At 64.1% G+C, this 18304-nt stretch carries 18 protein-coding genes and 1 pseudogene; 13 read left to right on the top strand and 6 right to left on the bottom strand.

Going from position 1 to position 18304, the window contains the following annotated elements:
* Positions 1 to 180 precede the first annotated feature (180 nt).
* From A8G18_RS10100 to A8G18_RS22785, 3 genes are read left to right on the top strand one after another with little or no spacing between them, the layout of a single operon-like run.
* Complete coding sequence (locus A8G18_RS10100; protein ID WP_064063756.1) at positions 181 to 537, top strand: hypothetical protein; 357 nt, start codon at positions 181 to 183, stop codon at positions 535 to 537.
* A gap of 55 nt (positions 538 to 592) precedes the next feature.
* Complete coding sequence (locus A8G18_RS10105; RefSeq protein ID WP_064063757.1) at positions 593 to 850, top strand: hypothetical protein; 258 nt, start codon at positions 593 to 595, stop codon at positions 848 to 850.
* Between the two features lie 47 nt (positions 851 to 897).
* Positions 898 to 1053, top strand: a complete 156-nt coding sequence (locus A8G18_RS22785; RefSeq protein WP_157100848.1) for a hypothetical protein — start codon at positions 898 to 900, stop codon at positions 1051 to 1053.
* Between the two features lie 139 nt (positions 1054 to 1192).
* Here A8G18_RS22785 and A8G18_RS10110 read toward each other — a convergent pair whose 3' ends face one another.
* Positions 1193 to 1375 (bottom strand): hypothetical protein, encoded by a 183-nt coding sequence (locus A8G18_RS10110; protein WP_147290715.1) that lies wholly within the window; start codon positions 1373 to 1375, stop codon positions 1193 to 1195.
* Between the two features lie 324 nt (positions 1376 to 1699).
* On the opposite strand from A8G18_RS10110, the gene A8G18_RS10115 reads away from it, so the two are divergent.
* From A8G18_RS10115 to A8G18_RS10140, 5 genes are all read left to right on the top strand, one after another.
* Complete coding sequence (locus A8G18_RS10115; protein ID WP_167352083.1) at positions 1700 to 1837, top strand: hypothetical protein; 138 nt, start codon at positions 1700 to 1702, stop codon at positions 1835 to 1837.
* A gap of 491 nt (positions 1838 to 2328) precedes the next feature.
* Complete coding sequence (locus tag A8G18_RS10120) at positions 2329 to 3549, top strand: pyridoxal phosphate-dependent aminotransferase (RefSeq protein WP_064063760.1); 1221 nt, start codon at positions 2329 to 2331, stop codon at positions 3547 to 3549.
* A gap of 832 nt (positions 3550 to 4381) precedes the next feature.
* The gene (locus A8G18_RS10130; RefSeq protein ID WP_064063762.1) at positions 4382 to 6640 is read left to right on the top strand and encodes an NADP-dependent isocitrate dehydrogenase; all 2259 of its coding nucleotides are present in this window, start codon (positions 4382 to 4384) and stop codon (positions 6638 to 6640) included.
* A gap of 541 nt (positions 6641 to 7181) precedes the next feature.
* Entirely contained in the window at positions 7182 to 7529 is a 348-nt protein-coding gene (locus A8G18_RS23365; RefSeq protein WP_245207831.1) for an oligopeptide/dipeptide ABC transporter ATP-binding protein, read from the top strand.
* A gap of 255 nt (positions 7530 to 7784) precedes the next feature.
* Positions 7785 to 8144, top strand: coding sequence for a nitroreductase/quinone reductase family protein (locus A8G18_RS10140; protein ID WP_242496860.1), 360 nt, complete (start codon positions 7785 to 7787; stop codon positions 8142 to 8144).
* Between the two features lie 295 nt (positions 8145 to 8439).
* Here A8G18_RS10140 and A8G18_RS10145 read toward each other — a convergent pair whose 3' ends face one another.
* A complete protein-coding gene (locus tag A8G18_RS10145; protein WP_016934039.1) occupies positions 8440 to 8964 on the bottom strand; it encodes a hypothetical protein in 525 nt (174 codons plus the stop codon).
* Between the two features lie 460 nt (positions 8965 to 9424).
* On the opposite strand from A8G18_RS10145, the gene A8G18_RS10150 reads away from it, so the two are divergent.
* Entirely contained in the window at positions 9425 to 10057 is a 633-nt protein-coding gene (locus tag A8G18_RS10150) for an AMIN-like domain-containing (lipo)protein (protein WP_245207832.1), read from the top strand.
* 1014 nt (positions 10058 to 11071) lie between these two features.
* On the opposite strand, the gene A8G18_RS10155 is transcribed toward A8G18_RS10150, so the two are convergent.
* On the bottom strand, positions 11072 to 11524 hold the full coding sequence (locus A8G18_RS10155) for a MarR family winged helix-turn-helix transcriptional regulator (protein ID WP_016934037.1): 453 nt from the start codon (positions 11522 to 11524) through the stop codon (positions 11072 to 11074).
* Positions 11525 to 11871: 347 nt separating this feature from the next.
* On the opposite strand from A8G18_RS10155, the gene A8G18_RS10160 reads away from it, so the two are divergent.
* Positions 11872 to 12759 (top strand): alpha/beta fold hydrolase, encoded by an 888-nt coding sequence (locus A8G18_RS10160; RefSeq protein WP_064063764.1) that lies wholly within the window; start codon positions 11872 to 11874, stop codon positions 12757 to 12759.
* Between the two features lie 217 nt (positions 12760 to 12976).
* On the opposite strand, the gene A8G18_RS10165 is transcribed toward A8G18_RS10160, so the two are convergent.
* Positions 12977 to 13633, bottom strand: coding sequence for a fasciclin domain-containing protein (locus A8G18_RS10165; protein WP_064063804.1), 657 nt, complete (start codon positions 13631 to 13633; stop codon positions 12977 to 12979).
* A 201-nt stretch (positions 13634 to 13834) separates the two neighbouring features.
* Here A8G18_RS10165 and A8G18_RS10170 point away from each other — a divergent pair, with 201 nt between their 5' ends.
* A complete protein-coding gene (locus A8G18_RS10170; RefSeq protein WP_245207833.1) occupies positions 13835 to 15436 on the top strand; it encodes a molybdopterin-dependent oxidoreductase in 1602 nt (533 codons plus the stop codon).
* Here A8G18_RS10170 and A8G18_RS22405 read toward each other — a convergent pair.
* Both A8G18_RS22405 and A8G18_RS10180 read right to left on the bottom strand, forming a co-directional pair.
* Positions 15423 to 15632, bottom strand: a complete 210-nt coding sequence (locus tag A8G18_RS22405; RefSeq protein WP_342435198.1) for a hypothetical protein — start codon at positions 15630 to 15632, stop codon at positions 15423 to 15425. The genes A8G18_RS10170 and A8G18_RS22405 overlap by 14 nt on opposite strands.
* 246 nt (positions 15633 to 15878) lie before the next feature.
* Positions 15879 to 16266: pseudogene (locus A8G18_RS10180) on the bottom strand (transposase); the annotation flags it as partial.
* Positions 16267 to 16360: 94 nt separating this feature from the next.
* Between A8G18_RS10180 and A8G18_RS10185 the strand changes: the two are divergent.
* The gene (locus A8G18_RS10185) at positions 16361 to 17533 is read left to right on the top strand and encodes a sensor histidine kinase (RefSeq protein WP_064063766.1); all 1173 of its coding nucleotides are present in this window, start codon (positions 16361 to 16363) and stop codon (positions 17531 to 17533) included.
* Positions 17530 to 18162 (top strand): response regulator, encoded by a 633-nt coding sequence (locus A8G18_RS10190; RefSeq protein ID WP_064063767.1) that lies wholly within the window; start codon positions 17530 to 17532, stop codon positions 18160 to 18162. The genes A8G18_RS10185 and A8G18_RS10190 overlap by 4 nt, the downstream gene beginning before the upstream one ends.
* The last annotated feature ends 142 nt before the right edge of the window (positions 18163 to 18304 follow it).

Genomic DNA, 18304 nt, shown 5'->3' on the forward strand with positions numbered 1-18304 from the left:
GTCAGGGGGTTCCTGGTGAATGATTCGAAAGCGCATTACCTCAGAGGGCGCCGTGATATTAATGCGTTCGGCTTCCCGGATTGCGCGTGGCGTACTGACGATGGGGCTCGTGTCCTGTGGTACGCGTGACGACACCGACCCCGGTCTCTGCTCGAAACCCCGACATCAGCCGGCGCGACGGTGACCTCGGAAACCGCACCGCAGAAGCGGCAACCGGGTGGCGACGACGAAGGACTGCCCGTCGAGACGTCGGACAGCAGTGTCGAGGCCCGACTGAAAGCAGCGGGGGTGAGCGATGCGCTGGTGTGTGAGCTCGGTGCCCGCGCCGACGGTACCGGTTACGGACTCGACGGCGAAGCCGCCACATTCGCCCAGCGGGAGGATTTCGCGGTGATGATCGCGCAGACCTGCGCGGAGGTGGCCAGCGGATACCGCAGCTGGGAACAGGCGATCGACGACGACGTCGCCCAGGGGACACCGGTAGCGTCGGCGTCGAGACTGTGCAGTTATCTGCGCACCGCCTTCGGCCCCAGGTGAGCGCCTCGACTCTGTCCTGGTACCAGGGACGCTTCGAGGCGGTGCCACTGTCCGAGTGCACCTCCCGCCTGGGGAGTTCACCTTCGGTCGGGGATACGCGTTCCGCTTCGCCGCCGACACCGTGCTGTGCCTCGAGGATTACTCCGATCGGGGTGACCGTGGCGGGCACGAATTGTGGAGCGCTGATGTGGTGTTCGCTGACGCGGTGGCCGAGGATGTGGCCCTGGATGCCGCCCGGCAACTGCTGCCCGAAGATGCGGTCGAGGACAGTCGACCGGTGGCACGAACGCGACCGGTCCCAACAGTTGCCTGAGCGTCGATCACCACTCGGAACGTCTCGAAGGCCACGCCCGGGATGCGGTGTCACGACGGACGAACGATCCGGACTACGTCAACATCCACCTGTATTCCGAGCGTGAATCGGATCTGGGATCGTCGGCGCCGTATACCGGCACCGTGCAGCTCGCGTTGCTGAGCGCCTCCCTCAGCAACGACACCGACGATCCGGTGTGTTGACCCACACCCTTCGGCATCCGTTACCGCATGGCCTGGTGGTCGTGTCGGCTCGTTCACTTGGCGTTGGGGCGATAACACCCTTGGCATTCGCACGCCCGAGCCTGCTCGGTGGTCATTGTGTGCTGCCGTGACCCTCGGTTCAGCCACTGTCGAACAAGCGCATCGAGCTGGTATGGGTGGTGAACCAGCGCACCGGCCCGAAGTCGTCGGCACCGGAGACCAGTTCGTGCTGCCCCCTCCTTTCACCCGGGCCGGAGCTCGCGATCGCGCTGCGCGTCGGATGCTCTCCGATCAGCCCGGGTGATGTCGGCGCCGACCGCACCGAGGTCACTGTCCGATAACAAGCACATTTTTGATAAAGCTCATGTGTCGAAAGCGCTGCGACGGGTATTCCTGGACCAGCGTCCGACACAGGATGCACATTCGATCCCACACTGCACAGGAGGAATACACATGCTTCTCGGATCTCTCGCCCTGACCCTCGGCGGCCTGCTTGCAGCCCTGGGCATCGTGCTCTGAACCCGCTCACCGACCGCATCCGCGTCCGTCCCCATCCCTCCGGGGGCGGACGCGGTCCCCTTTTTACCCTGGAATCTCGGTGGGGTGCAGGGTAGTCCGAAGAGTTTCCCGGGCCCGCCCCGCCGCCGTGGCCCAGACCTGGTTCCCCGGCCTGAACCCGCTCCTCGACGACCGTCCGCCGGCGCTGCTGCTGCGCGAAGGAGACCTCCCCGACGTCGGCCCGAAGGTCCTCGCCGCGGCCCGGCAGTTCGCGGCGGTCGGATGAACGCACCGGACCCGACGCTGATCCGGATCCCGCGCGGCGATATCGCTGCATCCACGTCGACGGCGTGGTCGCCTACCTGCCTGGCGCTCACCACTCGAGTTCGTGTCGGTACTCGATTTCCTGGTCGCAGTCCTGTCACGGTGAGGACCGGGGTGTTGCCGATGCTCCCGCATAGCAACAAGGACCGGAACAAGAACGACCGGAACAAGGCAGAAGTGCCGCCGACACCGCTACCGGTGCCAGCACCGCCGTCACGCATGCCGACGGGTCGAAAACGGGATGAAAACAGAACGACTGGTCTGATAAGTTGGATTCGCTGTCATGCAACTGGCATCGGGACGGTTCACTGCGAGAGCTTTCGAAGCGGATACCGGTTCGCGTCAGCGCTGGGTCTCGAGGGGCTCGGTGATCGAACCGCAGCCTACAAGAAATTCCCGACCGGAAGGGTGAGTTGACGCCAATGCCAAGACAACCCGGGAGAGCGCCCTTCAATGAGTAGCCCCATCAACCAGGCTCGCAAACTCGAACAGGTGCGATACGACATCCGCGGACGCATCCTGGACAAGACGGAAGAACTCGAAGCCGAGGGTCACACTATCCTCAGGCTGAATGTGGGTAACCCGGCGCCGTTCGGGTTCGAAGCTCCCGACGAGATCATGATGGCGATGATCCGGAATCTCCCCACCTCTCAGGGATACTGCGACTCACGCGGGTTGTTCTCCGCCCGGACCGCGGTGGTGCAGTATTACCAAAGCAGGGGCATTACTGCACTCGACGTAGACGATGTCTACCTCGGAAACGGCGTTTCCGAGCTGATCACGATGACCCTCCAAGCGATGTGCGATCCTGGGGACGAGATCCTCATTCCAGCACCGGACTATCCGCTGTGGACTGCCTCCGTGGCGCTTGCGGGCGGAACACCGGTGCACTACTTGACGGATGAGGTCAGCGCCTGGGCTCCGGATTTCGAAGACCTCGAGGCGCGCATCACCGACCGCACCCGGGGCATCGTCGTGATCAATCCGAACAATCCCACAGGTGCCGTCTATTCGCCGGCAGTGCTCCAACGATTCGCCGGCATCGCACGCAGACATGACCTCGTACTGTTCGCGGACGAAATCTACGAGAAAATCGTCTACGACAACCAGGACGTGACCAATCTGGCTTCATTGACCGGCAGCGACGTCCTGTGTTTGACCTACTCGGGGCTGTCCAAGGCCTACCGGGTGTGCGGGTTCCGCGCGGGCTGGTTGGCCATTACCGGTCCACGTCACCGCGCCTTCAGTTTCATCGAGGGCATCAAGCTCCTCGCCAATATGCGGATGTGTGCCAATGTCCCGGCGCAGCATGCCATTCAGACGGCGCTCGGCGGCTATCAATCCATCAACGACCTGCTTCTGCCGAAGGGGCGGTTGACCGAACAGCGCAACCTCGCTCACCGGATGCTCAACGAGATCGACGGTGTCAGTTGTGAGCAAGCGCGAGGGTCGCTATACCTGTTTCCGCGCCTTGATACCGATCGATTCGGCATCGTCGACGACGAGAAGTTCGCCCTGGACCTCCTCAGCTCGGAAAAGATCCTCATCAGTCACGGCCGGGCATTCAACTGGTCCAAGCCCGACCACTTTCGGCTGGTGACTCTGCCGAGGGTCGATGAACTCGGTACGGCGCTCGATCGCCTCGGTAACTTCTTGAGCCACTATCGGCAATAGCCTTCCGGCTGGGAGGAAGGGCCACGGGTCTATGGTCGCCGTTCCTCCGGCAGGGGATGTTGCGATCGACGCTCGGCCCGCCTGCGCTGGCCGCAGAACTTCCGGTCGGTTGACGCTACCCCGTCAGCCGGCCTCTGACATGTATGGGCCGGCTTCATGGAAAAGCCCTCCACGGTCGCCATCATGTTGTCGAACAGTTCGGTGTCATTCTCACCGGAAAGACGGAGGTGGCCGACGACGTGATCGAAGAATGTGCTCGTCCGTGGAACAACCGCTTCGGTTCAGGGAGTGCCTCAGCACAAGAGCCCGGGGTGACACCGATGATCGACGTCACCGACTCGACTCGGCATACCGAGGTGGAGCACGCGCAGACTCTCGTGCGTGGAGGAAAGGCCGGGCAGGGACGGGAGGCTCCTCGGGGCGCCCGCTACGCGTGCAGCCACGGCACCGCCGGCAGTGAACCAGGATGCCGCGCGGGTGGTCTCAGTGACCGGAGCATCGCCGGAAGCACGGGGGTGTAGGTGGTTCGGTGACCCCGGCATCGGAGATCCACGCTCCGGTGTCCGGGTCGCGGCCTGCTCCCCGATGCTGCACCGGGGCCGACGCATCGTCGGCACTCGAGCCGATCCCGCTGGACGGCGCGTTCTTGGTCGCGAGCGGCCATGACGTTCCCGGTAGAGCGTCCAGCAGGCCGTCGGAGCCTGGTGGCGGAGTCGCGCTACCGGCGGGTAAATATGGTTCTTGTGTTCTCGCACGTAGCCTGAAAGCCGATGCACTACCGCACGGAGCACTTCGTGATGCGGTCCGAACAGACGTGGGAGACGAGACAAAAATGAGCGCCGATAAGCAGTCGACCATCATCTACACGTTGACCGACGAGGCACCGTTGCTCGCGACCTACGCCTTCCTGCCGATCGTGCGTACCTTCGCCGGTGCCGCGGGCATCGAGATCGAGTCCAGCGACATCTCGGTGCCAGCGCGAATCCTGGCCGAGTTCCCCGACAGCCTTACGGAAGAACAGCGCGTCCCGGACAACCTTGCCGAGCTGGGGCGACTGACGCAACTGGCCGAGACCAACATCATCAAACTGCCCAACATCAGCGCGTCTGTGCCGCAGCTCTTGGCCGCCATCAAGGAACTGCAGGGCAAGGGCTACCAGGTCCCGGACTTCCCGAACGCCCCGAAGACGGACGAGGAGCGTGCAATCCGGGAGCGCTACGGCAAGATTCTCGGCAGTGCGGTCAACCCGGTCCTGCGAGAGGGCAACTCCGATCGGCGCGCACCTCGGGCGGTGAAAGAGTACGCCCGTAAGCACCCGCACAGCATGGGCGAGTGGTCGATGGCCTCACGCAGCCACGTCGCGCACATGCGGCACGGCGACTTCTACCACGGCGAGAAGTCGATGACGCTGGACCGGCCGCGCAAGGTTCGGATGGAGCTGGTGACCGAGGGCGGTGAGACGATCGTCCTCAAGTCCGAGGTGGACCTGGGTAAGGGCGACATCATGGACAGCATGTTCATGAGCAAGACGGCGTTGCTCGACTTCTACGAGGAGCAGATGGAGGATGCGCGCAAGACGGGCGTGATGTTCTCCCTCCATGTCAAGGCGACGATGATGAAGGTCTCGCACCCCATCGTCTTCGGCCACGCGGTGAAGACCTTTTACAAGGACGCCTTCGCCAAGCATCAGAAGCTGTTCGACGAACTGGGCGTCAACGTCAACAATGGTCTCGGCGACCTGTACGACAAGATCGAGACGCTGCCCAGCACGCAGCGCGACGAAATCAAGCAGGACCTGCACAACTGCCATGAGCACCGTCCCGAGTTGGCCATGGTCGATTCCGCCCGTGGCATCTCGAACTTCCATTCACCCAGCGATGTCATCGTGGATGCCTCGATGCCCGCGATGATCCGCTCGGGCGGCAAGATGTACGGCGCCGACGGAAGACCCAAGGACGTGAAAGCGGTCATGCCGGAGTCGACTTTCGCGCGCATCTATCAGGAGATCATCAACTTCTGTAAGACCAACGGCGCGTTCGACCCGACGACCATGGGTACCGTCCCCAACGTCGGGCTCATGGCGCAGAAGGCCGAGGAGTACGGCTCGCACGACAAGACTTTCGAAGTTCCGGAGGAGGGCGAAGCCAACTTCGTCGATGTCGACACCGGTGAGGTGCTGCTCACGCAGCATGTCGAGGCGGGTGACATCTGGCGCATGTGCACTGTCAAGGACGCGCCGGTCCGCGACTGGGTCAAGCTCGCTGTCACCCGGGCACGCAACTCCGGTATGCCGGTTCTGTTCTGGCTCGACCCGTACCGCCCTCACGAGAACGAGTTGATCAAGAAGGTCGAGCTGTACCTGCAGGATCATGACACCGACGGCCTGGACATCCAGATCATGTCGCAGGTGCGTTCGATGCGATACACGCTGGAGCGGCTGATCCGCGGGATGGACACTATCGCCGCGACCGGCAACATCCTGCGTGACTACCTTACCGACCTGTTCCCGATCCTCGAACTCGGTACGAGCGCCAAGATGCTGTCGATTGTGCCGCTGATGGCGGGCGGCGGCCTTTACGAGACGGGCGCCGGCGGGTCGGCGCCCAAGCACGTCAAGCAATTGGTGGAGGAGAACCACCTGCGCTGGGATTCGCTTGGGGAGTTTCTGGCGTTGGCCGTAAGCCTGGAGGACCTCGGCATCAAGACCGGCAACGAGCGCGCCAAGATCCTGGCAAACACGCTCGATGCAGCGACCGGCAAGCTGCTGGAGACGAACAAGAGCCCGTCACGCAAGGTCGGCGAGCTCGACAACAGGGGTAGCCAGTTCTACCTCGCGATGTACTGGGCGCAGGAACTTGCCGCGCAGACCGGTGATCCGGAACTCGCAGAACAGTTCGCCCCGCTGGCCGAGACGCTGGCCAGAGACGAGGACACGATCGTGCGGGAGCTGATCGAGGTGCAGGGCGCGCCGGTCGACATCGGCGGCTACTACAAGCCGGACGGCGATAAGACCGTGGCCGTGATGCGGCCGAGTCAGGCCTTGAACACCGCGCTGGCGGCCGTCAACCCTGAGTCCGGAACCGCACCGTGACAGGTAGACCTGCATCCTTGTGAGTAAGGTCCGTCACTCCACGGCCGATGTGACGGCAGGTCGTCGAGCAGCCCCATGAATGCACGAGCAGGTCTCCCAAGCGGAAGGTCGGTCGACCTGCTCGTGTAGTACGGTTCGACACCAACGACGGATCGATCGTCCTCTCCGGCGACACCGGACCGACCTCGAACCGCGCACCGACGCCCAGGAGGGGCTGTACCAGCATCTGACCGAGTCACACACATCGATGACATCGACCCGATCGCACAGCAGGCGGGGTCGGGACGGTGGTGCTCTCGCACATGGTTCCCGGCAACCGCCCGGAGGAGACCTGGGCGGCATGCGTGGCGGGCTTCGGCGGAAGGCTGAGCATCGGTCACGATCTCGAGGTCGTCGGCATCGGTGTTATCCCGTAACCTGCCCTTCGTTCCGGCAGCGGACTCGGGAGAGTCCATGTTGTCCAGTCCCGCCTTGTTCCGAGAGGGCTCAACGCGGTTGGGAGGCTTCGAGGAGTTTCCACATCAGCGAGTTCGACCTGTCGATGATCTTCATCGCCCACAACATGGCGGTGGTGAAGAGCATCAGTGACCGGGTGATGGTGACGTACCTCGGGAAGGTCTGTGAGGTATCGCCCGCTGCGAACATGGAAAATGCTGTGCGGCATCCATATTCGAGACTGTTGCTGGATTCGATTCCCAACCCCGAACGACATCACGCAGACGCGTTGGACGTCGGGCAGATCGAAGGTGACCTGCCGTCGCCACTGAACCCGCCATCGGGCTGTCGTTTTCGGACGCGGTGCCCCCTCGCGACCGACAACTGCGCGGCCGAGGAACCACAGCTGCGCGAGGTCGGCGACAACCACTTCGTGGCCTGCCACCACGTCTGACGATTCGTACGACAACGCTGTCACCGACAGTCGAACAATCCTACTGGCATTCACACAGTCCAGCCGGAACAACCGAGCGGGTAGCCGAGAGCCCCTACTGAACCCGGCGCGCAACACTTCTCCCGGAGCGGGGTGTCCACCGTGGCGACGTAGGGTGATTCGTGTCGCTGTCGACATCGAGCGGTTCTTGCCGAACATCCGCGTCGAGCACCGTATTCAGGACGGCAACTGTCCTGCATTTGCGGCACTCGGGTCATGAGCGGAATCTTTGCGGCTGCGAGTCGGTCGGATCGGGCCGATATCACCGACTATTGCGATCCCGATGCGCCGTGGAACCAGGCTTGGGACGGGCAGGGCGGCATCGTCGATTGGAATGATGATGTGATCAGGGAGTTTCGGGAGAATTCGGGCAAGGTGGGTGGTGCTTACGCGGGTGGGGATCTCATCTTGCCCACTACCAGGGGAGCCAGGAGCAGGAGGCGGCATCCGGTTCCGTTGGCGCCTCTGTACCGGGGCGACGTCATGTTCGTGAGCTCGTTCACGGAGGACAGGTACCCGGCCTGGTGGTACAACATCAAGGTGAATCCGCAGGTCGTTGTCGAGCTCCGGGACTAGATCTACCGGGGGGCAGGCAGGGTGTTCGAAGGTGCGGAGTACGACGAGTTTGCGGGCTGGGTGCTGGTCGACAACCCTCTGTTGGCGGATTCCAGTCCAAGACGGGCCGGCCTGTGCCGTTGGTCGTGTCGACTCTCGACGGTGAGGTCTGAGCGCTTCCTGAGAATTGCCGGCCTCGGCGCGTCGAATGGTGTGCACCGGGCTGCACTACTCGTTCCCCGAACCCTGAGGAAACACTGTGGCCTGCACCGATATAGGGGTGCAGGCCACAGTCGTGCGCGGAGCGTGAGGGTGGTTAGTTGCTGCTGCCGAACAACGGGTTGGGCACCGGCTCGTTGCCGGGTGACGGGAGCGCCGGGAGTTCGGCCGGCACGGTGACCACTGTTGCCGCCTGTTCGACGGTGAACGATTCGTACGGGAACAGCGCCAGAGTTTCTTCGATGCCGGGATAGTCGGAGACCCACATGGCGGTCGCGTCGGCATTTACGCACGACGCCAAGGCGACGTAGGAACCGTCGGGAACATCGATCACGGTGTGCACGGTGGCGCCCGGTCGGATGTCGCTGGAAGTGCCGAGTTGCGTGCCGTAGAGGACTTCACTCACTGGGGGAAGGACCCCGCCGGGCGCGGGTGCGAGCGACGTCGCGCAGGTCAGGATACCGCCGGTGTTGTTGGTGACTGTATTGGTCACGCTGTGGCCGTCGACTCCGAAGGCGTAGGTGACTTCGCTCGCGTCGGCGGCTGCGGCGAGACCGGGGACGGCCACAGCCAGGGGAACGGCTGCGGAGGTGACAAAGGCGGTGCGGAGGATCGATCGCATGGAGGGTTCCTTGTGGTCGGATGATGGGACAACATTTCTGATCTTGGTGCGTGGGTGCGCGCCCCGCATGTTTTCGGCGGAACCCTGTTCCAGGCGGGGAAGAATGTGGGGTGAGTGCGCGCGTGCTCCAGGAACTCATTGCCCAGCGCAACATCGTCGAAAGGATGGCGTACACCAAGCGGGGCCACGACGATCCGCACCGCAATCATGTGCCGAGTCGATCGGAGGTCGAAGCGATCCCGACCGGGATGTACCGCCATCGGTTCGATCGGGGGAGAGGGCCATGGAGAACCTCGAGAGGGAGCTCGAGGCGGTGCGTCGACCTCGACGAGACGATAACCGCGACCGATTCGATGGCCGGGAGATGCCGCCCCGATCACGGTGCGTGCAAACTCCCCTCCCGGTCTTCGCGTTAAGGTGCCCTGCATACCCCACGGGTGTCGAAGGGAGTCTCGCGATCATGCAGGTACCTGTCCGTATGGCCGCAGTAATCCTCTCGCTCGCGGTCCTGGCCGCAGGATGCGCAACCGGGGAGCAGATCACTGGACCCGGCGCGCGAACCGGCGATGCGTCCGGGATGTCCTGCGAGCGGGTGGAGTCCTTCACCGGGACTCTGCGGGTAGGAATTTCTGCGCCGCCCCGCCCGACAGGAATGCCTGCAGACGGCACGTTCGCACCCGGCGAGACCCCGCCGGCGGTGGTCTATCCCGTGCTCGACTCCGTCGACATCGTCGGTACCGATGAGGATCGGGTGATGTTCACCTTCAGTGGTGACGGATCCATCGGATGGTCGGCGCGTTTCGTCGCCGTCGCGTTCCGCCAGGGGGAGGATGCTTCTGCACCGGTCTCCGGCCGGTGCGTGCTCCAAGTCGACTTCAGTGGCGCCGACACCGGTGAAGTCTGGTCCGGTGGAGCACCGGTATACCTTTCCCCTTCGAGTACCTCGGAAGTGGTCGAGGTGTTCGGCTACCCCAGCGTCAACCATCTCGCCCAGACGTTCATCGGTACCCGCACCGGCACACCGGTGGTCACCGTGGACAGCGCGCCCGCCGCCGGCACCCTCGAGGTGGCGGTCGCCACGGCGTCGCGGTAACCGCCCCAGGCCGGAGTGGAACGCGAGTACCGGCTGGGCTCGTGACGGCCGGTGTGCGTTCGACTGTCGGCCCGTCGTCCGAACCTGCCGGACCAGGTGTGCAAAGTCCGGGACGCGATCAGCATCGAAACCTTCCGAGTTGCTCCTCGTAGGGTCTATAGCCATGACACGGTGGTGGTGGGCAGCGATCGTCGGCGTTCGACGTATCCGGTGGTCACTCGTCGATCCGACCCGGGTCGGTCCACTTCCTCTACGCCACATCGTTTCGTTTCCTCAACTCGCACATGACATCTGCGATCAACGACGCCGGCTTGGGTGCGAGCAGCAGTCAGAGAGGCCCGTACGTGGCATTGCCGACAGGATCGCGCCACGTCCGGAGGTCCTGTTCGAGGAGAGCCTCCTCGTGCCCCGTTGTCGAATACGCTGTAGCCGAATACCGCGCCGAGGACGACGGCGAAGAAGGCGATCATGCTGATGCCACCCCGTGTCGATCCCGGTCCGCGCGTGATCAGGGTGCGTCGCGTGTTGGGCAGCCGGGATCGAAGGCGGCGGCATCCGAGCATCGAGAACCAGGAGTCCCGCTCCGATGATTCCGAGGGCGGCCGAAGGTCCGACGCCTCCGCCCAGGATGGTGATGAAGACCCCGGTGAGAATGAGAACCGCGCCGGCCCCGATCTGCGCTCCCGGGCTGCTGTCACAGCGCCCCGGGTGTCGGCCAGTTCGCGCAGGCGGGAGCGAGCCTCCGGGTCGCTCGGCCGCGCCGGGCCCGGAGAGATCCAGTACTCCAGTGGTCGCTCCGGCAGCGAGGAGTGGGATGAGCGCCCCAGGTGATCGTCCATCGCTTGCCTTCCTTGCGGACGAAGAGGGTGTTCCCGAATTCGCCGCGGCCGCGCCTTCATCGAGGTGTGGGCTCATCCCAGATCTTCGGCCCGGAACCGACGAAGGTCCTCGGCCATTTTCCTGGTCACCCGGGGCGGTTCGCTTCGTCACCGCGGAGGGGCCTACTACGGGGACCTACTGAAGTAGATCCTTCGCGATCTGCTCGATTCTGAGGACGCTGTCGAACAGGTCTTCGCCGATGCCGGCGCGCAGCTCGGCCTCGATGCCTGCCGCGAGGTCGTCGGCTTCCTCGATGGCCTTCGCGCCGAGCGTTGTCAGCCGTACCTCTACGAGCTTCTGATGCATCGGGGACGGTCGCCGACTGATGAGGCCCTTGCTCTCGAGAGTGGCCAACATCGTGGCAGTCGCTTGGGGGGTGCTCTGCCCAGTTCGTGCGAGCTGCGCTGCAGAGGTCGGCTCGAGGTGCCTGATCGACAGGAGGGTCGCATACTGCGGCACGGTGAGGTCGAGTGGACGCAGGGCCGCCGCCTTCGCGTCGATGATCAGCCGCGAGATTCGCCGAACGTGGGTGCCGAGTCGGTCGTCGAGCACCTCGGACAGCGAGTTGTCGACAGTCTCATCCCTCACCGAGCGCTTCTCCTCCGTCTACACCTACTTTGATGTATCAGAGTATTGCTTCATGTCGGCGCACGCCAATTCGCTGGCCGAGAGCCTCTGCATGGCGCCGCCCTCGACGGTCTCGGCCGGCCAAATCTTACCCGCCCATGAAGTCCTCGAAGCATGAGTTTCTCGAACATGTGATGCGGTGAGTGCAGAAGTGTCAACATCGAGCCGTGAATAAGTCTATTGATCTATGACAGATAGTTGCTACTGTCGTCGTGTCGCCCGACGGAGGACAATTCAGAGTCCGCCCGCCCACGCGGCTCGGGCGCGCCACGTCGACTCGCCCGTTGATTACAGAGTGGAGGAGCCAGATGTCCATGACGATCGAATCGCAGGCAGAGGACATTTCCTACGAGGAGAGCAAGAGAGAAGTCGTCACCGATGAAGGGGTGTTGCGGTATCACGAGGCCGGTGACGGTCCGCCTCTGTTGTTGCTACACGGCTCAGGCATCGGCGTCAGCGGATGGCGCAACTACCGCGGAAACCTCGCGACGCTGGCGCAGCAGTTCCACTGCTACGTGCTGGAGTTTCCGGGATTCGGTATCAGTGACCCGGTGGACGGCTACCCCATCGCGACAGCCGCCGCCGCGGTGACACGGTTCATGGATACCGTCGGTATCGAATCTGCTGCGATCATCGGCAATTCGATGGGCGGTGTCGTTGGCATCCATGTCGCGATGCGGCACCCCGACAGGGTCTCGAAGTTGATCACCATCGGCGGGGTCGGGCCGAACATCTTCAGCCAGCAGCCCAGCGAAGGCACTCGGCTGCTGCGCGACTTCGCCGACGAACCCAGTCGCGAGAAGCTGGTGCGATGGCTCAACTGCATGGTCTACGACCCTTCCGTCATCACGGAAGAGCGCATCGAAGAGCGGTGGGAGACCGCGAAAGACCCTGCTTCCCACAAGACACTTGCCGCGATGTACGGATCCCAAGCAGCTATCGAACAGCAAAGCGCGCTCGAGTCCTCCGACGCACCGCCGTACTGGTCGATGATGCGGAAGGTTCAGTGCCCGACACTGTTCACCTGGGGACTCGATGACCGGCAGTGTCCGCCCGACATGCCACTCGTTCCACTTCGATTGGCGCCCAAAGCCGAGCTCCACATCTTCCCGAACTGCGGGCACTGGGTAATGCTCGAAGCCAAGGAAGCGTTCGAGCGTGTCGCACTCGAGTTCCTGCTCCGCCGAGAGCCCTGAGCGTCGACTTCGGCCGCCTGGAACGACGTCGTCGCTCGGCGTTCCGGCGACCGGCTGCGCAGCAGATAGTGATGCCGATGAATCCAACCCGACAACCGCCGACGCAGCCGGAACGTCCTGCCGGCGGGTCGAATCGATTGCTGGGACGACCCTTTCCGGTGACGGTCCGATCGGATTGCCCCGGGTTGTGAACCCGGGGCCATCCGGTGTCACGAAGCTAGTTGGTGGGAGGCATCAGGACCGAATCGATCAGGTAGACCGTGGCATTGGCGGTTTGTACACCGCCACAGACGACTGAAGCGTCATTGACCTTCAAGTCGTCCCCGCTACCGGTGACCGTGAGGGTCGACCCTTCTGCGGTGGTGTGTGTGCCGTCCACATCAGAGGGGCTGAGCTGGCCCGGCACTACGTGATAGGTCAGGATCGTGGTCAGAAGAGCGGAGTCCGTCTCGAGTGTGTCGATAGTGGCCGGATCGATCTTGGCGAAAGCCTCGTCCACCGGTGCGAAAACGGTGAACTGACCGCCGTTGAGCGTGTCGACGAGATTCACCTGCGGATTCAGTTCGCCCGACACTGCTTGTGTGAGGGTGGTGAGCAGGGGATTGTTCGAAGCGGCGACGGCCACCGGATCCTGTGCCATGCCTTCGACCGACCCGGCGCCGGTAGGCACCTGCTCGGCGTAGGCGGAGCAACCTGGCCCGACCAGGCCCGAAGCCGAGTCGGCCTGCATGGTCGCAGTCGCCGGCATCGATTCCGTCATTGCCGTCGTCGAGTCGGCTGTGGTCGTCTGGTCGCCGTCCGACGAACAAGCCGACAGTCCCAGAACGGCTACGGCAGTAAGGCTGACGGCAGCTGCGGCGCGGGTCGTGATCATGAAATCCACCTTCGATCGGTCAAGGGTCGGGCCACCAGAGTTGTGCACTGCTGTCCCGGCTGTCAGAAGGGTCTTCGGTACCGATCCCTGTGCGGATGGGTCCGCTCCAGACGATTTCTCGAGCATGCTCGGGGACTCGCACCCATCCGATTCGCGGGCGGCTCCGAAGTCCACACGACCCCGACAGTAAGGACGGCACAGATGACGACGAACGAGGATGCTGCCGCAGGGCATTCCGACCCCTCGGAAACCGGCAGCCCTCGCTCGTCGTGGCGATCGACGGCGCTGGCCAAGGGACTTGCCGGGATACTGTCCGTCGCTGTCGCGCTGGGTATCGGGGAACTGATGGCGGTTCCGTTCGGGCCGTCGACCTCCCCGTTCTTCGCAGTCGGCTCCACGACCGTCGACCGAAGTCCGGCGTGGGCGCGGGAATTCGCGATCACCACTTTCGGTACCGACGACAAGGCAGCGCTGTTCATCGGAATGAGCGTGCTGATCGTGGTATTTGCAGCCATCGCTGGACTCGTCGAACGCCCTGGTCGTCCCTTCGGCAGCGGTGTGCTCATAGCCCTCGGTCTGGCCGGAGTTTATGCCGCTGTATCTCGCCCCGGGGCGAGCGCCCTCGATGCGCTGCCGACGATCGTGGGGTTGGTCGCCGGCCTCGTCGCGCTGCGGCTGCTCACTCACAGCGCTCGAGAACTCGATGGTGTCTCACGGACGCGGGCGGGCGTGTCCCGTCGACGCTTCCTGGTGCTGGCCGGTACCGCAGCGGCGGTGGCGGTAGCCGCGGGTGCAGCCGGACGTCACCTCGCAGGCTCGATCGCTGATGCTGTGCGCAACCGCGCCGCATTTACTGTCCCATTCGTCGTGCCGAGAAATCGCGCCGCGGCAGTTGCTGCGGGCACCGACCTGGCGATACCCGGGGCGACACCGTTCATCACCGGCAACGACGCCTTCTACCGAATCGACACCGCCCTCCAGGTCCCGAGGCTCACCACCGACGACTGGAGTTTGCGCATCCACGGCATGGTCGAACGCGAAATCACTGTGCGCTGGGCCGACCTGATCGCCCGTACCCCCATCGAACGGACCATCACCCTGACCTGTGTGTCCAACGAGGTCGGTGGTGAGCTCGCCGGCACCGCCACTTGGGTCGGTTATCCGATGGCGGAGCTACTCGACGAGGCCGGGGTGTCCGCCGACGCCGACATGCTGCTTTCGACCAGCACCGACGGGTTCACTGTCGGAACACCGATCGCGGTTCTGCGTGACGGCCGAGACGCGCTGCTCGCGGTGGCGATGAACGGGCAACCCTTGGCGTTCGAGCACGGTTATCCGGTGCGGCAGGTGGTACCGGGTCTGTACGGGTTCGTCTCCGCCACCAAGTGGGTCGTCGACTGGGAAGTGACCCGGTTCGACCGGGCACAGGCCTACTGGACTCAGCGCGGCTGGGCCGAGCAGGCCCCCGTCAAAACAGCTTCCCGCATCGACGTCCCGGCCTCCTTCGCACGAATCCCCGCCGGCGAGGTCATGGTCGCCGGGACCGCGTGGGCACAGCACCGCGGCATTTCGCGAGTGCAGGTGAGGGTCGATGACGGGCCATGGGCGGAAGCCACTCTGACACCGCAGTACTCGATCGATACGTGGCGGCAATGGTCGTGGAAATGGTCGGCCCTTCCGGGCAATCACACGCTGCAGGTGCGAGCGATCGACGGCACCGGACAGCTCCAGACCGAGCAACGCGCACAGCCGATTCCCGACGGGGCCAGCGGATGGCACACCCGCCAGATCACCGTGACGTGACCGCAGCGGCGAGATACCCGGCCACGTTCAGGTGCACTCCGCCGTACACCTCGGCGACGGCCCGCCAGTCGGGCAGCACCCACCGTCCGTCGCGGCCGGTGGTGCGGTACCAGCCGGGGCGTTTCTGCGCGATGACCTCGAGCGGAAACCGCCGGCACAACTGCACCCAGTCGTCGGGACCGTGGATTTCGAGCACGTCGACGGTGCCGGGAACGACCCGGCGACACCGACCGACCGCACTGGTATCGAGCAGCTCGATCGTCGTCCAAGACGAGGTGATCCGAAGGAAGTCACTCCCGCATGTCCGGCGGAAGAAGGAACACCCGATCACGCTGCACCGGACGATATCCCTTGATAATGACCAATTCTCGTAGACAACCGCCATTGACGACACCGGCGACACCTCTGCATTCTGCAACAGCCTCCGTAGCGAGCCGGAATTGGCTCCCTCGCCGCCGCCACCGACCCACAGTCCGAGGATGTCGCGGTGGCCATCGACGGTCACGTAGACGGGTCGGTTGGCGACCTGTCCGTAAGCGGTCCTTGACGTGGATCGCGTCGATGAACAGCACTGGATACGCCGGATCGAGCGGCCGCCCGGTTCATCCGGCCATCTCGTCGAGCGCCTTGTCGGTGATCTTGCTGATCGTGTTCTTCGACACCGACGCTCAGTAGGCGTCGTCGAAGTGGGCGAAGATCTCCCCGGTGGTCGGACCCTTCGCCGATAGCGACAAGGTGATCTCATCGACCCCGATCAGTCGCCGCTGTCGTTTCTTGACGATCTGCGGATCGAACGACGAGCCGGTGTCACGCGGCACCTGGATCTGAACGGCTTCAGGAATGGGAGCGATGTCCGAGGAGCTTTGTCCGTCCCGCAGAGGCCGCGACGATTGGTGAACAAGGCCGTCGTTATCGTGTGTGGTGATGGTTGATGAATCCGCGTTCACACGGGGCGCACGACTTCGTCTGGGCCTGCACGTGCTCGTTGTCGTGCTGGCGTTGATCGTCCTGCTGCGTGCGGTGCTGCTTTCCGAAGCATCGGCGGGATGGATCGGTGCGTTGACTGCGCTGTTCGTTGTCGTTCACATCGTAGGTGCCAGTTCGTTGCGTGCTCCGGCTGCGCGATTCGCTTGGTTGGGATCATTGTGTGCAGTGTGGGTGGCGATGGCGCTTCTGGGCGCCGACGCGGCGTACGTATCGTTCGGGCTCATCCTGCTCTTCATGACCGAGGTGCCGCTCGTGCCCGCTGTGTCTGCGGTGGCGGTGATCACTGGTGCCAACGTGCTGATCGGCGTCCACACTCGCGGACAGTGGGGCGGAGCGCTGGTCGGGTCGTTGCTCGGGGCTGTGGTCGGTGTCGTTGTCGGGCTCGGTTTTCGGGTGCTGTTCTACGAGACGGAGCGCCGGCAGCAGTTGATCGAGGATTTGCATCGCACTCGCGCGGAGCTGGCGGAGACCGAGCGTTCCGCGGGCGAACTGGCCGAACGTGAGCGGTTGGCCAGCGAGATTCACGACACCGTCGCGCAGGGGCTGAGCAGCATTCAGATGCTGTTGCACGCCGCTGAGGCCGAAGATCTGCCCCCGGGTGTTGCGGACAAGATCGTCATGGCTCGGCGGACCGCGTCGGCGGGATTGGCGGACGCGAGACGTCTGATCGCGGCTCTCTCGCCCGCTGACCTGGCGGGCAGTTCGCTCGCCGACGCGTTGGGCAGGGTGTGTGAGCGAGCCGCGGCGGGGAGGGTTGACGTGCGTCTTCTCGTCGAGGGGCAGGCGGTGTCCTTGCCGATGCCGTTGGAGTCGGCGCTGGTGCGCCTCGTCCAGGGCGCGGTCTCGAATGTGGTGCGCCATGCCGATGCCGGCCACGCGGTGGTTACCCTCGGCTATGGTGCTGACGCCGTACACCTGGACGTGGTCGATGACGGACGGGGCTTCGATACCGCGATCCTCGACGATCCGTCCGCACACAACTTCGGGCTCAATGCCATGCGGACCCGGGTCGAGCAGCTCGATGGGCAGTGGTTCATCGAATCGGAGCCCGGCCACACCGCAGTGTCGGTGACGTTTCCGCTTCCACAGCAAGGGGAGGAGCTCCGATGATCCGGCTGATGCTCGCAGACGACCATGCGATCGTCCGCGCCGGACTACGAGCGCTGCTCGAGTTGCATTCGGATGCAGTCTCGATCGTCGCCGAAGCCTCCACGGGTCAACAAGCCGTTGCGCTGTGCAGGGAGGGGGGGATCGACCTCGTTCTCATGGATCTGCGGTTCGGCACCGGACTGAGCGGCGTGGAGGCGACCAGCCGGATCCGGGCTCTGCCGAACGCTCCGCGGGTACTGGTGGTGACGAACTACGACACCGATGCCGAGATTCTGCGCGCAATCGAGGCCGGCGCCAGCGGCTATCTCCTCAAGGACACTGCGCCGGCCGAACTCTTCACGGCAATCGTCGCGGCAGCAGGGGGTGCGAGCGCGTTGTCACCGTCGGTGGCCTCGAAACTGATGGCGCAGATGCGTGCGGGCCCGACCCTCACCCCACGTGAGATTCAGGTGTTGGAGGCTGTGGCCGCAGGGTTCTCCAACCGAGAGATAGCGCGTCGGATGTTCCTCAGCGAGGGCACGGTGAAGACGCACCTGACGAACACTTTCGGCAAACTGGGTGTGCGATCCCGGACCGCAGCTGTGGCACAGGCACGGGCGCGGGGGATCATCGACGGCACCATCGACTAGATCTACCGCTCGGTCCGACGGTCGGGTGCTGTCTCTGTCCGTATCGGCTGCGTGTGTCGCCCGTGTGGCTCCGGACTGCGCTGCTTCACGCGGTCTCTATCGAAAGTCGTAGATGAATCTCACCGTTCGTTCGATGTGCCAG

The sequence above is a fragment of the Rhodococcus gordoniae genome (genome assembly GCF_001646655.1).
Classification (GTDB): domain Bacteria; phylum Actinomycetota; class Actinomycetes; order Mycobacteriales; family Mycobacteriaceae; genus Rhodococcus; species Rhodococcus gordoniae.

What these genes read in the sequence shown, in the direction of transcription:
- A8G18_RS10130 (WP_064063762.1), top strand. Translation starts at nt 4,382, where the DNA reads ATGAGCGCCGATAAGCAGTCGACCATCATCTACACGTTGACCGACGAG.
- A8G18_RS10160 (WP_064063764.1), top strand. Translation starts at nt 11,872, where the DNA reads ATGTCCATGACGATCGAATCGCAGGCAGAGGACATTTCCTACGAGGAG.
- A8G18_RS10165 (WP_064063804.1), bottom strand. Translation starts at nt 13,633, where the DNA reads ATGATCACGACCCGCGCCGCAGCTGCCGTCAGCCTTACTGCCGTAGCC.
- A8G18_RS10120 (WP_064063760.1), top strand. Translation starts at nt 2,329, where the DNA reads ATGAGTAGCCCCATCAACCAGGCTCGCAAACTCGAACAGGTGCGATAC.
- A8G18_RS10140 (WP_242496860.1), top strand. Translation starts at nt 7,785, where the DNA reads ATGAGCGGAATCTTTGCGGCTGCGAGTCGGTCGGATCGGGCCGATATC.
- A8G18_RS10150 (WP_245207832.1), top strand. Translation starts at nt 9,425, where the DNA reads ATGCAGGTACCTGTCCGTATGGCCGCAGTAATCCTCTCGCTCGCGGTC.
- A8G18_RS10185 (WP_064063766.1), top strand. Translation starts at nt 16,361, where the DNA reads ATGGTTGATGAATCCGCGTTCACACGGGGCGCACGACTTCGTCTGGGC.
- A8G18_RS10170 (WP_245207833.1), top strand. Translation starts at nt 13,835, where the DNA reads ATGACGACGAACGAGGATGCTGCCGCAGGGCATTCCGACCCCTCGGAA.
- A8G18_RS10190 (WP_064063767.1), top strand. Translation starts at nt 17,530, where the DNA reads ATGATCCGGCTGATGCTCGCAGACGACCATGCGATCGTCCGCGCCGGA.
- A8G18_RS23365 (WP_245207831.1), top strand. Translation starts at nt 7,182, where the DNA reads ATGATCTTCATCGCCCACAACATGGCGGTGGTGAAGAGCATCAGTGAC.
- A8G18_RS10145 (WP_016934039.1), bottom strand. Translation starts at nt 8,964, where the DNA reads ATGCGATCGATCCTCCGCACCGCCTTTGTCACCTCCGCAGCCGTTCCC.